General features: G+C 72.2%; 9 protein-coding genes. 6 read left to right on the forward strand and 3 right to left on the reverse strand.

The window, feature by feature from the left end:
* Window positions 1–18 precede the first annotated feature (18 nt).
* Window positions 19–822: a putative hydro-lyase gene (locus AB0D12_RS11265; RefSeq protein WP_362679630.1), complete on the reverse strand. Its 804-nt coding sequence runs from the start codon at window positions 820–822 to the stop codon at window positions 19–21.
* Window positions 819–2,096: an MFS transporter gene (locus AB0D12_RS11270; protein ID WP_362679633.1), complete on the reverse strand. Its 1,278-nt coding sequence runs from the start codon at window positions 2,094–2,096 to the stop codon at window positions 819–821. Before AB0D12_RS11270 ends, AB0D12_RS11265 begins: the two co-directional genes overlap by 4 nt.
* Window positions 2,097–2,257: 161 nt before the next feature.
* Between AB0D12_RS11270 and AB0D12_RS11275 the strand changes: the two genes are divergently transcribed.
* The 4 genes from AB0D12_RS11275 (at window position 2,258) to AB0D12_RS11290 (ending at window position 11,179) form a co-directional block, all read left to right on the forward strand.
* The gene (locus tag AB0D12_RS11275; RefSeq protein ID WP_362679636.1) at window positions 2,258–2,974 is read left to right on the forward strand and encodes a GntR family transcriptional regulator; all 717 of its coding nucleotides are present in this window, start codon (window positions 2,258–2,260) and stop codon (window positions 2,972–2,974) included.
* 61 nt (window positions 2,975–3,035) lie between these two features.
* Window positions 3,036–4,562 carry a hypothetical protein gene (locus tag AB0D12_RS11280; RefSeq protein ID WP_362679639.1) on the forward strand — a complete coding sequence of 509 codons (1,527 nt, stop codon included), beginning with the start codon at window positions 3,036–3,038 and terminating at the stop codon, window positions 4,560–4,562.
* 268 nt (window positions 4,563–4,830) lie between these two features.
* Window positions 4,831–5,730 carry a hypothetical protein gene (locus AB0D12_RS11285; RefSeq protein WP_362679642.1) on the forward strand — a complete coding sequence of 300 codons (900 nt, stop codon included), beginning with the start codon at window positions 4,831–4,833 and terminating at the stop codon, window positions 5,728–5,730.
* 34 nt (window positions 5,731–5,764) lie between these two features.
* On the forward strand, window positions 5,765–11,179 hold the full coding sequence (locus tag AB0D12_RS11290; RefSeq protein WP_362679645.1) for a hypothetical protein: 5,415 nt from the start codon (window positions 5,765–5,767) through the stop codon (window positions 11,177–11,179).
* A gap of 37 nt (window positions 11,180–11,216) precedes the next feature.
* On the opposite strand, the gene AB0D12_RS11295 is transcribed toward AB0D12_RS11290, so the two are convergent.
* Complete coding sequence (locus tag AB0D12_RS11295) at window positions 11,217–11,657, reverse strand: hypothetical protein (protein WP_362679648.1); 441 nt, start codon at window positions 11,655–11,657, stop codon at window positions 11,217–11,219.
* A 415-nt stretch (window positions 11,658–12,072) separates the two neighbouring features.
* Between AB0D12_RS11295 and AB0D12_RS11300 the strand changes: the two genes are divergently transcribed.
* Window positions 12,073–14,823 (forward strand): nitrate- and nitrite sensing domain-containing protein, encoded by a 2,751-nt coding sequence (locus AB0D12_RS11300; RefSeq protein WP_362679651.1) that lies wholly within the window; start codon window positions 12,073–12,075, stop codon window positions 14,821–14,823.
* The gene (locus tag AB0D12_RS11305) at window positions 14,820–15,275 is read left to right on the forward strand and encodes a roadblock/LC7 domain-containing protein (protein ID WP_362679654.1); all 456 of its coding nucleotides are present in this window, start codon (window positions 14,820–14,822) and stop codon (window positions 15,273–15,275) included. Before AB0D12_RS11300 ends, AB0D12_RS11305 begins: the two co-directional genes overlap by 4 nt.
* The last annotated feature ends 4 nt before the right edge of the window (window positions 15,276–15,279 follow it).

Consider the following 15,279-nt stretch of genomic DNA (forward strand, 5'->3'; position numbering starts at 1 on the left):
ACTCCTCATTCCTGCTCGTCAGGCCACGCGGTACTGCGCGTCGCGGGCATCCGTGATGAACATCTGCCCCGGCGCGTGGGTGATCGCGAACGGCGGCCGCGAGGCCATCACCGCCGCCTGCGGCGTGACCCCGCACGCCCAGAACACCGGGATGTCGCCGGGCTCCGCGTCCACCGGATCGCCGAAGTCGGGGCGGCCGAGGTCCTCGATGCCGAGTCCCGCCGGGTCGCCGTGGTGCACCGGACCACCGTGCACCGCGGGCATCATGGCGCTCTCTCTGACCGCCGTGCCGATGTGCTCGGGCGGCACGGGCCGCATCGACACCACCATGGGCCCGTGCAGGCGCCCCGCGGGGCGGCAGAGGCGGTCGGTGACGTACATCGGGACATTGCGGCCCTGCTCGATATGGCGCATCGGAACCCCGGACTCGGAGAGCATCCACTCGAAGGTGAAACTGCAGCCGATGAGGAAGGACACCAGGTCATCGCGCCAGCGCTCCACAACGTCCGTGGGTTCGTCGACGAGATCGCCGTGCTCCCACACGCGGTAGCCGGGGAGATCGGTGCGCAGATCGGCGTCCGGCGCGAGCTGCGTGGACCAGGCACCGGCTTCGGTGACGTCGAGTACCGGACAGGGCTTCGGGTTGCGCTGACAGAACAGCAGCATGTCGTACGCCCAGTCGGCGGGGACCGAGATCAGGTTCGCCTGTGTGTGGCCGGGTGCCAGGCCCGCGGTCGGCCCGCCCACTCCGGAACGGAATTGCTCGCGGGCCTCGACCGGGCTCCATGCGTGCCCGTCGACGCGCTCCAGGGTGCGGATCACACCAGCTCCTTCCCGCGGGTCTCGGGCAGGCCGAGCAGAGCCACCACTGCCAGGCCGTAGCCGACGGCGCCGAGGACGAGCGCACCGCCCACTCCCCAGCTGTCGGACAGGAATCCGACCAGGGTGGGCAGGAACGCGCCCACGGCACGGCCACTGTTGTACGTGAAGCCCTGGCCAGTGCCTCGTACGGCCGTCGGATACAGCTCGCTGAGGAACGACCCGAAGCCGCTGAAGATCGCGGACATGCAGAATCCGAGCGGGAAGCCGAGGATCAGCAGCAGACCGTTCGCTCCGGAAGGGATGTTCGTGTAGGCGAGGATCCCGATGGCGGACAGCACGGCGAAGAGAGCGATGTTCTTCTTCCGGCCGATCCGGTCGGTGAGATAGCCGCCCGTGAGATAGCCGATGAAGGACCCGGATATCAGAAAGGTCAGATAGCCGCCGGTGCCGACGACGGTGAGCCCCCGCTCGGTCTTGAGATACGTGGGGACCCAGGTGGCGAGCGTGTAGTAGCCGCCCTGGACGCCGGTGGAGAGCAGCGTCGCGAAGAACGTCGTACGCAGCAGATCCCGCTTGAAGATGGTGGAGAAGGTCCCGCGCTCGGTGCTGGTACGGCGTCGCTCGGCCGCCGTGGGGGCGTCGCTGACACTCCGCCGTACGTAGATGACCAGCAGGGCGGGCAGGGCGCCCGTCCAGAACATCACCCGCCAGGCGGTGTCCGCGTCGAGGAACTGGAAGACCAGGGTGTAGACGATGACGGCGAGCGCCCAGCCGGCCGCCCACGCGCTCTGGACAGCGCCGAGTGTGCGGCCGCGGTGCTTGGCGGAGGCGTACTCGGCGACCAGGATCGCGCCGACCGCCCACTCGCCGCCGAAGCCGAGACCCTGCAGGGCGCGGAAGACCAGCAGCGTCTCGTAGTTGGGGGCGAAGCCGCACAGGACGGTGAACACCGCATAGGTGATCACCGTGATCATCAGGGCCTTCACCCGGCCGATCCGGTCGGCGAGGATGCCGGCGAGCGCGCCGCCCACCGCGGAGACGACCAGGGTGACGGTGGTGAGAAGTCCGGTTTGTCCGTTGTCGAGACCGAAGTACGCGGAGATCGCCACCATGCTCAGCGGCAGTGTGAAGTAGTCGTAGGAGTCGAGCGCGTAGCCGCCGAACGCGCCGCAGAAGGCGCGGCGGCCGCGCGGCCCGAGTGCCCGCAGCCATGCGAACGCGCCGGTGTCCTCGGGGAGTTCGCCCTGCTTCGGCTGGGTTTGGGTCGTACTCATCTGCACCTCGCAGAGGGGGAGGAGGGTGCTGTCGAGACTGTACGGTGACGCCAAGGTAGGGGATTGTTGAACGATCCGACAAGGGTTATGTGGGGTCGTTCTTGCTTCTACGATGGAGCTCGCGCGGCGGCCGGAGCGGCCGGCGAGGGAGAGAGGGCGTTGTGGGGACGACGGAGCCCGAGATCGGTGGACTGGCGGACGACCGCCCGCTGTTGGGCCGCACCAGCACGGCGGAGCGGGTCGCGGACATCCTGCGCACCCGCATCGCGGAGGGCTACTTCCCGCCGGGGGAACGGCTCTCCGAAGACAGCATCGGCAAGGCGCTCGGCATTTCGCGCAACACACTTCGCGAAGCGTTCCGGCTGCTCACCCATGAGCGGTTGCTCGAGCACCAGCTCAACCGCGGGGTGTTCGTGCGGATGCTCGCCGTCCAGGACGTCGTGGACATCTACCGCACCCGGCAGCTCGTCGAATGCGCCGTCGTGCACGGGCTCGGTGAGCCACCGTACGCACTGGACACGCTCGAAACGGCGGTCGCGGGCGGCGAGCGGTCGGAGCGCGAGCACGACTGGCAAGGCGTCTCCACGGCCAATATCCACTTCCATCGCGAACTCGTCGCGCTGGCCGGCAGCGCCCGCACCGACGAGCTGATGCGCAGCGTGCTGGCCGAGCTGCGGCTCGCGTTCCATGTGGTGGACAATCCACGGCGGCTGCACCAGCCCTATCTCGTACGCAACCGCGCCATCCTCGAAGCGCTGCGGGCCGGTGACCGGTCGGGCGCCGAACGGCTGCTCGTCGACTACCTCGACGACTCACGCACGCAGATGGTGGAGACATACGCGCATCTGGTCGACGAGCCGGACGAGGACGGAGCGTAGCCGGACGGTCGCTTCTGCGCCGTTTCGACCGTTGTCAGTGCGAGGACCTAATCTGTGCAGCGTGACTTCGCCTGCCTCGACGGACTTCGTTCCGCCCCAGCTCAGCGCGGGGCCGAGGCCCGCACAGGGCCCGGCCGCCGACGAAGGGCTCGCGCGGCGGCTGCGCGCGCTCGCGTGCACCGCGCCGCTGCACGATCTCGACGTGCGCAAGGCCAATCTCGCGGGCGAGTACTCGGTCTACGCGATGGCGGAGGTCGCCCTCGCGGCCATCGACCTCGTCACACTGAACATGGACTTCGACACCGGCGCCGACCATGACCAGATAGTGGCCAGGCTGCTGCCGCGCGTCGCTGCCCAGGCCCCGCGGCGCCCGGTCGCCGAGCACGAGCGCGTCGCCCGCTGGGTGCTGGAGAACCTGATCAACGTCGGCAGCGTGGACCGCGGATTCCGCGCGGTGTACGGCACCTTCGGACCCGACGGCGTCTACACCCGCCGTGACTACGACTTCAAGCTCATCGAGGAGGTCCCGGGATACGGCGGCAGCGTCTATCTCCGTACGACCGACGAAGCGGTCAACGTCCTGGTCGGCGCGCTCGACACGGACGTCACCAGCGCGCAGATCGCGGCCGAGGTGAAGCTGGAGGTCCTGATCAGCCGCGGCAGGCTCGCCGACGCCCAGCTCGCCGCCGAGCAGGCCAGGTACCGAACCGTGCAGTACGCCGAGACGCTGCGCAGGACCCTGGAAGCGACCCGCCGCAATGTGCGGGCCGTCGACTGGCTGAACGCCGTCCCCGACATGATCGCCGAGGCGCTCGACCATGTTGCCGACCGCTACCGCCATGAGAACGCGATCCTCACCAACATCCGCAAGGCACGCGACGAGGCCGAGGACCCGGAGCACAAGCGGCGCGCCGCCGAACTCGTCGACATAGTCAAGGACTGCATCCGCCGCCACACCCAGCTGCAGTCCCGGCTGCTGGAGGCCGGCCCGCTGTTCCGCGCCGAGCAGGATCGCCAGGCCTTCGCCCGGCCCACCGCGCGCTCCGGACTCGATCTGTACGGGCAGCTCGTCGCCCCGCTGCTGCCGCTGCCCCTGGAAGCGGCGATCCGCGTCACGGACGCCTTCTTCGCGCGCGGCACCGGGCTGCGCACGCCGTCGTCCGTACGGGTCGGCGATCTGGTCGACATGCTGCTGACCCCGCCGGTGGAGCGCGAGCATCTGGGTGCGGAGATGCCCGAGCCCGACCTGATCGCCACCCCGGACGACAGCCGGTTCAGCGACGAGCAGCTCGCGAGCGCGATGGAGCTGCTCGACCTGGAGTACGACGCACCGCGCCGGCTCTCCGGCCTGCTCGCCGAGGCCCGCCGCCGCGACCCCGAACTGCCGTATCTGGTAGCGCTGCTGGCCGTGCACGCGGCGAGCCCGCCGGTCGGTACCGCCTACCGGCAGGGCGAGGAGCGCCTGCTGTTCGCCGTCGACGACGGCACCGAGCTGGACGACCCGGAGTTCGGTGGCGCCGACCTGATCGTGGGCACGGCACTGCTGGACGCGGCGGGCATGGCGGCGGACCGCACGGAGGCCGCGTGAGTACCAGTACCGGGGCTCCGTCCCGGACCCCGCTCCTCAACCGCCGGAGAGGCTCATGTCGGGGCTCCGCCCCATGCCCCGCTCCTCGAACGCCGGAGGCGCTGATCTTCCAGCCCATCCGGCGATTGAGGACACTTCCGAAGGGCGTACCGGGGTCTGCGGGCGAAGCCCACAGTTACGGGAAGGAGCGGGTAGGGGAGAGGCCCGCCGCAGGCGTCCCTCCCCGCCTCTGGCCACCCCTTCACCTCTTCCGCAGCAAGGAGCACCAGTGACCGACCACCACGCCGAACAGCACGAGTGGCGTGAGGCGGACGTCCATGAGGAGTCGGGCCCGGCCACCCCGACCGCGGTCACGCCCGCCGACGCGGCCGACGCCGCGCGACTCGTCTCCTTCGGGCTGCAGCCCAAGCTGCTGCCCGCACGCGACGCCGAGTACGCCGAACTGCTGCGCCGCTACCGAGAAGACGCCGCCTTCGCCCGGCTCGCCGACGCTGTCGCCACCGGCCTCGGCCTCGTCGTCCTCGAAGTCTCCCCGCGCGCCGGCATGGCCGTGGCCGCCGGTGAGGACTCGGTCTTCGCCGTCCGCATGGGCGACTACGCCCGGCGCGCGTCCGCCGACTCCGCCGACCGCTTCCTGCACGGCCTGGCGCATCTCGCCGTCGCCGCCATGGCGTTCCCGCGCCCCGAAGACCTCGCCGACGACGGGTACATCGGCCGGATCACCGTCAACGGCGTCGATGCCTTCGTCCGCCAGGCCTGCCGCCGCCTCGAGGAGCGCGCCGAGGAGCAGGGCGAGAACACCGACCCCGCCACCGAAGCCCCAGGCCTGGAAGCGGCCTGGCGGATCTACGCACGGCGCAGCGCCACCGGCGCCACCAAGGACGCGCGCCGTCTCGCCGGATCCACCACCGGCATTGTCGGCAAGGCCGTCGCCTTCCTCACCGACTCGGGCTTCTTGCAGCGCACCGGTGACGACGCCGGAGGCGCGTACCGCACCACCGCCCGCTACCAGTTGCAGGTACGCGACATGGCGGGCAGCGCGGCCATGGCCGAGCTGCTCGAGCTCGGCGTCGTACCGGTCAGCGACGGCACAGCCACGCTCGTTGCGCCGCCCGACGCGGACGACCTGGAGCTGGCCGCCGACGCCGGTCTGCCCTTCCACGCCTGACCCTGCCACCTGCCGAAGACGAGAGTCCGCCGCCATGTACGAGCTGTCCCGGGTACGCCTCTACTCCATCGGGCCCGCCGGTGCGCGCTATGCCGACACCGTGCTGGACCTGCGCGGGGTCGGCGAGCCCGTGCCCCACCCCGCCCCCGCCCAGGCGGAGTTCTTCGAGGAGGAGCCGGTCGGCCCGCCGCGCCGCCCCGCCCCCGCGGGTGTGCTCTTCCTGGAGAACGGCGGCGGCAAGTCCGTACTGCTGAAGCTGATCTTCTCGGTGATGCTGCCCGGCCACCGCAACACCCTTGGCGGTGCCAGCTCCGGCGTACTGCGCAAGTTCCTGCTCGCCGACGACTGCGGGCATGTCGCCCTGGAGTGGCAGCACACGCTCACCGGCGAGCTGGTGGTGGTCGGCAAGGTCAGCGAGTGGCGCGGCCGCCAGGTCTCCAACGACCCACGGAAGTTCGCGGAAGCCTGGTACTCCTTCCGGCCGGGCCCCGGCCTCAGCCTCGACTCGCTCCCGGTCGCCGAGGCCACCACCGTCCGCCCACCCGTCGACGGCGCATCGGGCGCGCGTGGCCGCCGCCGCACCATGAAGGGCTTCCGGGACGCCATCACCGAGGCCGGCAAGGCGTATGCGCACCTCGATGTGTACTGGGAGGAGATCCACGACCGCTGGAACGAGCACCTCGGCGACATCGGCCTCGACCCCGAACTGTTCCGCTACCAGCGGGAGATGAACGCCGACGAGGGCGAGGCGGCCGGACTCTTCGCGGTCAAGAAGGACTCCGACTTCACCGACCTGCTGCTGCGTGCCGTCACCGACACCCGTGACACGGACGGCCTGGCCGACCTCGTCAGCAGCTTCGGCAACAAGCTCGGCCGCCGCGCGGAGCTCACCGCCGAACGCGACTTCACTGCGGGATCGGCGGATCTGCTCGCCCGGATCGTGGAGGCGGACGAGACCCGCGCCAGGGCCCGCGAGATCCACGCGGGCGCCGAACGCCGCACCCGTACGCTCGCGCGTCGGCTCTCCGCGCGCGCCGCGGAGGAGCGCGGGCGTACGAGCGACCTCGCCCAGCAGGTCACCTCCGCCGCCCACACGGTCACCGAGGCCGAGCAGGCGCGCAGCCGCAGCTCTCTCATCGCCGCGGAACTCGCCTACCGGCACGCCTCGTTGGCGCTCACCGTCGCGGAGAAGGGCGCCGCGGCACAGCGCCGCGAGCTGACCGACGCGCGCACGCTGCACTCCGCCTGGCAGGCCGCCGAAGCCGTACTGCGCCACCGGGCCGCCGGCGACCGCTCCGCGCGCGTCGCCGCGGCGATCCGTGAGGCCGAGCGGGACGCGGCCCCGGCGCTCGCCGCCCGCGCCACGGCCGCCGCCGATCTCGTCCGCGCGCTGCACGCCGCGGCCGAGGGCGGGGAGCGGGTGGCCAACGAGGAGGAGGAGCGTTCCGCGGCGCTCCAGGAGGCGGGCGAGGCCGCCCACCGCGACGCCACGGTCGCCGCCACCGAGGCACAGCGCGCCCGCAGCGAGATCGGTCATCTGCGCCAGCGGCTCAGCGAGGTGGAGCAGGAGACGGCCGAGGCGGTACGGGCCGGCTGGCTCGACGACACCGCACCCGACGCCGACCCGGCGCGAGCGGCGCTCGCGGCGAGCGACGCGGAGAAGACGGCGGTCGTGGCCTGGGACGCGGCCCGCGAGGCCGGGCGTACGACGGCGGACCGGGCGAAGGAGGCGGCCGCGGCGGAGGCGCGCGCGGAACTGGCCGCGGCCCGTGCGGCCGACGCGGCGCTGGCCGCGGAGAACGCGTACGAGGCGGAGCGCCGCGCGGCGGACTCGATCGCCGAGGACGAGCGTCTGGCGGAGCTGCTCAGCCTGCCGCCATCGGCTCCGGCGGCGGTGCCCTCCCCGCGGCGGGACTCGGGTGCGGCGGGCTCGGGTGACCTTCCTGCCGGGGGAACGCCGGAGGCCGCGGGTGGCGACGGGCGACTCTCCGCTACCGGGCATGGGGCGACGGCCTCCCAGGCGGCGGGCCACTCGGACGACGGGCTGCGAGCCGAGCCCGCGGGCCAGGAACCGTCGGTCTCGGCGCCGGGCGGTGGCGTTGCCGGTACGGACGGAGGGACGTCCGCCGATGGGCGCGGGGGCTCAGCCCACGCCCAGGCCGGAGCCGTTGCGGGCCACGGCCCCACGGCGGCCGATTACGGTGACGGCGTTGCCCGTCCGGACCAGGAGCCCGCCGTCTCCGAGGCGCCCGGCGGGGCGGGCGGCCACGGGCAGGCGGGAGCCGGTGCCGGGCGAGTGGCCACCCATGGCGCGGACCACGGGCACGCGAGCCTCCGTCCGGCTCACGCGCTCGCCGACGCGCGAGCCGAGGGACATATGGCTCACGCGCTCACCGGGCCCGACGGGTCGGGTCTCCCGGCCGCCGGTCGCGTTCCCGCCGCAGCTCATCCCACCCGCGCAGTCGTCACCGCACCCCTCCGTGCCGACGAAGGCCCCCTCACCGCAGACGAGTTGGACCGGTTCGCCGGCGAGTTGCGCGAGCTCCTCGACCATTCCGTCGCCTCCGCCGAACGGAATCTCTTCGATCTGCGTACCGCCGCAGCCGATGACGCCCGCATCCTCGGCGCGCTGGGCGACGGCGGGTTGCTGCCCCCGGGACCCGACGTCCTCGCCACTGTCGAATACCTCGGTGAGCACGGCATCCCCGCCCTCCCCGGCTGGCGCTACCTCGCGCAGGCCGTCGACCCGGCCGATCATGCAGCCGTGCTCGCCGCCCGGCCCGAGCTGGTCGACGGTGTGGTGATCACCGACCCGGCGTCGCACGCCCGCGCGCGCGAAGTCCTGGCCGGAGCCGCGCTGTTGCCCCGCTCCGCCGTGGCCGTCGGCACCGCCGCCGCGCTGCTCGCGCCCGTGCCGAGCCCCGGCCCCGGCACCGGCGGCGAGAACGGCGAGGTGTTCCTCGTACCGCCGAACCCCGCCATGCACGACGAGCACGCCGCCGACGAGGAGCGGCAGGCGCTGCGGGCCCGGGCCGCCGCCCGGGACGAGGAGATCCGCACGCTGGCGGCCCGGCTCGCCGGAGACCGTTCGATCGCCGCCCGCCTCGGCTCCTGGCGCGACGACTGCCCCGCCGGCATGCTCGCCGAGCTCGCGCAGGGCGCGCAGACGGCCCGCGAAGCCGCCGAGGAGGCAGAGGCGACGCTCAGCGAGGCCCGTACGGTGCGCGCGGAGGCGGACGAGGCCGCGGCGGACGCGGCCCGTGTCCGGGACGAGCGCCAGGACGCGGCCCAGCGCGCCCGCCGCGCCGCCGACGCGCTGGCGGGCCTCGCCTTCCGGCTCCGGGAGCGGGCCGGCTGGCAGGTGAAACTGCGTGAACTGGCCGACGAGGCCGCCGAGTCCGAGGCTCGGGCCGCGACCTGCCTGGAGCGGGCGAAGGCCGCCGACGAGGACCGCCGTGCCGCCCAGCGCGCCGGTGACGACGCCCGCCGTACCGCTCGCGCGCTCCGCGCCGAGCGGGCCGAGATCGCCGGTGCCCCCGAAAATCTCCCCGACGCGGACCCGGACGCGCGGCGCACCGCGCTGCCCGACCTGCGCGAGGCCTACCGCGCGGCCTCCCAGCTGTACGAGAAGGTGGGCGTCGGCGCCGACCTGCGCGCCGAGCAGGCCCGCGCCGAGAGCGACGAGAGCGCGGCCCTCGCCGAGCTGGACCGGCTCACCAACAAGGTCCGCACCCGCGCCGCGCAGCTCCTGGAGGGTACGGACGGTGCCGACGGGCCCTCCCGCCAGGCAGCCGCCGCCCGCGCCGAGTCGCTTGTACAGATGCTGGAGTCGCGCGCCTCGGAAGCCAGCGAGAAGCTCGGCCGGCTGCGCGGCGAGTCCGAGCGGCTGGCCCCCGCCGACGGCGAGGCGCACACCGAGCTCCCCGAGGACCTGGTCCCCGCCGACGCCGAGCAGGCCCAGGCCCAGCTGCGTACCGCCACCGCCGAACTGGCCTCCCGCACCGATGCGTTGGAGACGGCCCGCGCAGTTCACACCGGCCTGCTCCAGGCACACCGGGTGGCCGAGGACGCGGCGGGCGGCTTCGACGAGACCGCCGCGCTTCTGCGTGACCTGCTGCGGGACCACAGCCAGGACGAGGAGACGGCACAGGACCCGGATCCCTACCCGGGCAGCCTGGAGGAGGCGCGGCACTCCGCCGCCGAGGCCCGGCGTTCGCTGCGCGGGTGCGCCACCGACCTTTCGGTCGCCGAGGCAGCCGTACGGGAGGCGAGCGACATCCTCGTACGGCACGCCAACTCCACCCTGTACGAGCAGGTGCGCACCCCCGCGCGCCAGCAGATCCGGGAGCTGCCCGCGGCATCCCTTCCCGAGCACGCCGCGAAGTGGGCGGAGGCCTTCGCGCCCCGGCTGCGCGTACTGACCGACGAGCTGGAGCAGTTGGAGCGCAACCGCGACACCATCGTCGACCGGCTGCGCGGTCTGGTGGAGTCGGCGCTGACGACGCTGCGTTCGGCGCAACGGCTCTCGCGCCTTCCCGAGGGGCTGGGTGAGTGGTCCGGGCAGGAGTTCCTGCGGATCCGCTTCGACGAGCCGGACCAGACGACGCTCGCCGAGCGGCTCGGCGAGGTCATCGACGAGGCGACCCGCGCCGCCGTGAAGAAGAACTCCACCGCGGCCTACGGGGAGGGCCGCAGGGACGGAATGTCCCTGCTGCTGCGCGGAGTTCAGGCAGCGCTCCAGCCGAAGGGGATCGCCGTGGAGATCCTCAAGCCCGACGCCGTGCTGCGCGCCGAGCGGGTCCCGGTGGGGCAGATGGGAGATGTCTTCTCCGGCGGCCAGCTGCTCACCGCGGCGATCGCCCTGTACTGCACGATGGCCGCCCTGCGCAGCAACGACCGCGGCAGGGACAAGCACCGGCACGCCGGCACGCTCTTCCTCGACAACCCGATCGGCCGGGCCAACGCGACGTATCTGCTGGAGCTCCAGCGCGCCGTCTCCAACGCCCTGGGCGTCCAGCTGCTCTATACGACCGGGCTCTTCGACACCACGGCCCTCGCCGAATTCCCGCTGGTCATCCGGCTTCGCAACGACGCCGATCTGCGCGCGGGCCTGAAGTACATCAGCGTGGAGGAACATCTGCGGCCCGGACTGCCGCAGCAGGACCCGTCAGGTGAGTCGGTGCACGGCGAGATCACCGCGACCCGGATGTTCAAGCGGACCCCGCCCCCGGCGGAGCCCGCCCCGGACCCGGTTGCCAACGACCGGCCGAGCGTGGACACGGCCGTCACCGCCCAGCCCGCCACGGCCCCGGTAGACGCCGCCCCGGACCCGGTTGCCACCGACCGGCCGAGCGTGGACACGGCCGTCACCGACCAGCCCGCCACGGCCCCGGTAGACGCCGCCCCGGCCGCCACGGACCCCGTCGGCCGGGGCGTGTTTGAGAAGTAGCGCCGCCCGCTCCGCATCACCCACGAGGCACGGCCGTTCAGGCTTGCGAGAGCCTGCCCGAGCCGCCTCGCCGTATCCGCTCGGCCTGGCGGGCGGCCGCCCTGGCCGTCCGCCGCACCCTGCGGCGTTCACGTCGCAGCTGCCGTGCCGTGCTGCTCGGTATGGACACCACGCCATTGCGCTGGTTCCACACCTGGCGGGTCACCCAGACGTCCAGCACCGCCCACGTCGCCACCACCGTGCTGCCCACGCTGCTGAGCACCATCGGGAAGGCCAGCCAGGACCCGGTGAGCGTGCAGAGAAAGGCGACCATTCCCTGAATCATCGTCAGTGAAGCGATGATCACCGCGCGGACCGCTGCCGTGCGGACCGGATCGGCCATGCGCCGGCTCACCGCCGGCTCCTCCACCCAGAGCTGCCGTGGGACATTCGCATAACTCGTCGCCTGCACCCCGCTGCGACGCTCGTCCGTGTCCATGGACCCTGTCACTCCCACCTCTGTCCGACTTCAGGGTGGCTGCCCGGATTCCGCTGCTTTACTCCGGCCGCCGAATCCAAAGCCGGAGTGAAGTCGAACCGAATGCGATGTGCGCGGCGCCTGCGGATCTCCGAGCCCCGTACAGATTGACGATTGACCCGGCAGGAAGATTCCCGCAGAGCGAAGAATTCCAGCCATCTCTGACGGTCCGAAAGATGAGGTGCCGCCAGGTGTGGTCCGCCATCGCCGGAATGCCATCTCCCCGAATACCAGGACAACCCATGATCAACGCGCCTGTCGTCGGCCGAAAAACATCCGGACGAGCCTTCGAGTTGTCCGTGTGACAGTAGTAGGCTCACGCCGTTTGTTGACGGAACACCACCCGCACCGTGCGGGGGTTGAGCAGGGGGAGGCCATGCGCTTTCGCGGGAAGTCCATCCGCCGGAAGATCGTGGCGTTGTTGCTGGTGCCGCTCGTCTCCCTCACCGCGCTCTGGGGCTTCGCCACCGTACTGACCGGTCGGGAGGCCAGCCAGCTTCTGGATGTCAATTCCGTGGTGAAGAAGGTCGGTTATCCGGTCGCGGACACCGCCATCGTCATCCAGAAGGAGCGCCGCCAGACGCTCATCTACCTTGCCGACCGCCGGGCTTCCGACGCTCTGCCCTCCCTGCGCGATCGGCGTGAGGCCACCGACCGGGCCGTGGCCAAGATCAAGTCGAATATTGAGACGTCCGGAATCCGCGAGGACATGCGGTCCGACACCTCGCAGAAGCTGAGCTCTCTCCTCGACGCGCTCGACGGCCTCGGCGCCCTGCGCCGCTCCGTGGAGGCGGGCACGGTCTCCCGCAGCCAGGCCCTGGAGTTCTACAACCGGCTCGTCGACCCCTGCTACAGCTTCCTGCTGACACTCCATGCCCTCGACGACGTCGACATGGAGCGCCAGGGCCGCGCACTCGTCGGCCTCGTCCGCGCCGCCGAAATGCTGTCCCGCGAGGACGCGTTGATCGCCTCCTCGCTGACCACCCGCAAGATCACCGCCGATGAGATCCGTTCGCTCTCCGACTTCGTGGCGAAGCGCGAGCTGCTCTACGAGACCAACCTCGAAGTCCTGCCCGCCAAGGAACGCGAGATCTACGAGCAGTACTGGCGCAGCCCCAAGAGCGCGCCCCTGCGCGACACCGAGGAACGCCTCATCCAGGCCGGCCCGGTCGGCGACGCGGGCGCGTCCGAAGCCGGACGCTGGCAGGCCGCGGCCACACCCGTCCTCGACGACCTCGTCCGCGAGGCCAAAGAAGCGGACGTCCGCTACCGGCACCGGGTCGAGCCCTCGGCGTACAGCGTCTTCGTGAAGGCGGGTATCGCCGGCGTACTGGGCTTCCTCGCCCTCCTCGTCTCGGTGATCGTCTCCGTACGCATCGGCCGGGACCTGGTCCGCGACCTCTCCCGGCTGCGCAAGGAGGCCCACGAGGTCTCCGGCGTCCGCCTCCCCAGCGTGATGCGCCGCCTCGCAGCCGGCGAGCATGTCGACGTCGAGACCGAGGCCCCGCGCCTCGACTACGACAAGGACGAGATAGGCCAGGCGGGCCAGGCGCTCAACACCCTGCAGCGGGCCGCCGTCGAGGCAGCCGTCCGCCAGGCCGAGATGCGCCGCGGAGTCTCCGACGTCTTCGTCAATCTCGCCCGCCGCAACCAGGTCCTCCTGCACCGCCAGCTCACGCTCCTCGACACCATGGAGCGGCGCACCGAGGACACCGAGGAACTCGCTGACCTGTTCCGCCTCGACCACCTCACCACCCGTATGCGCCGGCACGCCGAGGGCCTGGTGATCCTCTCCGGCGCCGCACCGTCCCGCCAGTGGCGCAAGCCGATCCAGCTGATGGACGTCGTACGGGCCGCGGTCGCCGAGGTCGAGGACTACGAGCGCATCGAGGTGCGCCGGCTGCCGCGTATCGGTGTCGGCGGTCCGGCGGTCGCCGATCTCACTCACCTCATCGCTGAACTCCTCGAGAACGCCACGGTGTTCTCGCCCCCGCACACCGCCGTCCAGGTGCACGGTGAGCGGGTGGCCAACGGCTTCACCCTCGAAATCCACGACCGCGGCCTGGGCATGGCCCCGGAAGGGCTGCTGGACGCGAATCTGCGGCTCGCCGAGACCCCCGAGTTCGAGCTCTCCGACACCGACCGGCTCGGCCTCTTCGTCGTCAGCCGGCTTGCCCAGCGCCAGAACGTCCGGGTCTCGCTGCAGCCCTCCCCGTACGGCGGGACCACCGCGGTCGTCTTCATCCCCGCGGCCCTGCTCACCGAGGCTCCGGAGACCCAGGGCACCGGCTTCCGTCTCGACCGCAAGAGCGAGAGCGCGGCCGGACGCCGCGGCAGCGAGGGCAGGCTCGCGACGCTCGCCCAGGTCCCCACCGGGCTGGGCGGCTCCACGCTCCTGGACGGACCCGTCGAACTGGAGGCGCCGGTGGGCGCGTTGGGCTTCGACGACCGGCCGGTGCTCGGCGGAGGCGACTCCATCGCCGACATCGAGGACACGGAGAGCGAACGCGGCGGAATCTTCCGCGCCCGCGCCCGGGACCGTCGTCGCGAAACCCCGGACGAGCAGCACCAGCAGGCGCGGGACCAGTCGCCCGGGCAGATCGGCGGCCCGGTGCCACTGCCGCGCCGCAAGCCTCCGACCCTGGTCTCCGACCACGGCCGCAGGGTGGACGAGCGGGGCCGGGCCCACCCCGCCCCGGCTCCCGGCCCCGGGCGCAGCGAGGAGCCTCCACTCGCGTCGGCCCCCGATCCACGCCCCGCGGCCTGGCCGGCACCCACCCCGGTACCCGCACCCACAGCAGTACCCACTCCGGAGTCGACACCGGCACCGCGCCCCGCTGCGGACCCGGCCCCGGCCACGCTCGACGGCCTGCCCCGTCGGGTCCGCCAGGCCAGCCTCGCCCACCAGCTCAGGGAGACGTCCGGCGCTGCCGGGCAGCCGCCCGCACCGGCAACCGAGCAGGACATCGAGCGGGACGCGGATCAAGTACGCACCCGCATGGCTTCAATGCAGCGAGGCTGGCAGCGCGGCCGCCTGCAGAACGCCGAAGAGGCCGAGGCCACCGACCAGGCCACCGGCCCAGGCGAGACCGCACCAGGAACGACATCTGAGGGGGACGGTCGATGACCGCACCGCACGCCGCAGCATCCAACGCCCACGGCGCCCATCCCACCACCAACGGCTCCGGCGAGCTCAACTGGCTCCTCGACGAGCTGGTCGACCGTGTCGCCAGCATCCGCAAGGCAGTGGTGCTCTCCAGCGACGGACTGGCCACCGGCGCCTGCCGGGGCCTCACCCGTGAGGACAGTGAGCATCTCGCCGCCGTCGCCTCGGGATTCCACAGCCTCGCCAAAGGCGTCGGCCGCCACTTCGAGGCAGGCAAGGTCCGGCAGACCGTCGTGGAGCTGGACGAGGCCTTCCTGTTCGTCACGGCGGCGGGCGACGGCAGCTGTCTGGCCGTGCTCGCCGACTCCGACTCCGACGTCGGCCAGGTCGCGTACGAGATGACGCTCATGGTCAAGCGGGTCGGCGTCCACCTCACCACCGCGCCCCGGGCCGGTCTGCGCACCGGAGGGTGAGTGG

Source organism: Streptomyces sp. NPDC048479 (assembly GCF_040651435.1).
Taxonomy (GTDB): Bacteria; Actinomycetota; Actinomycetes; order Streptomycetales; family Streptomycetaceae; genus Streptomyces.

What these genes read in the sequence shown, in the direction of transcription:
- AB0D12_RS11305 (WP_362679654.1), top strand. Translation starts at nt 14,820, where the DNA reads ATGACCGCACCGCACGCCGCAGCATCCAACGCCCACGGCGCCCATCCC.
- AB0D12_RS11290 (WP_362679645.1), top strand. Translation starts at nt 5,765, where the DNA reads ATGTACGAGCTGTCCCGGGTACGCCTCTACTCCATCGGGCCCGCCGGT.
- AB0D12_RS11300 (WP_362679651.1), top strand. Translation starts at nt 12,073, where the DNA reads ATGCGCTTTCGCGGGAAGTCCATCCGCCGGAAGATCGTGGCGTTGTTG.
- AB0D12_RS11270 (WP_362679633.1), bottom strand. Translation starts at nt 2,096, where the DNA reads ATGAGTACGACCCAAACCCAGCCGAAGCAGGGCGAACTCCCCGAGGAC.
- AB0D12_RS11295 (WP_362679648.1), bottom strand. Translation starts at nt 11,657, where the DNA reads ATGGACACGGACGAGCGTCGCAGCGGGGTGCAGGCGACGAGTTATGCG.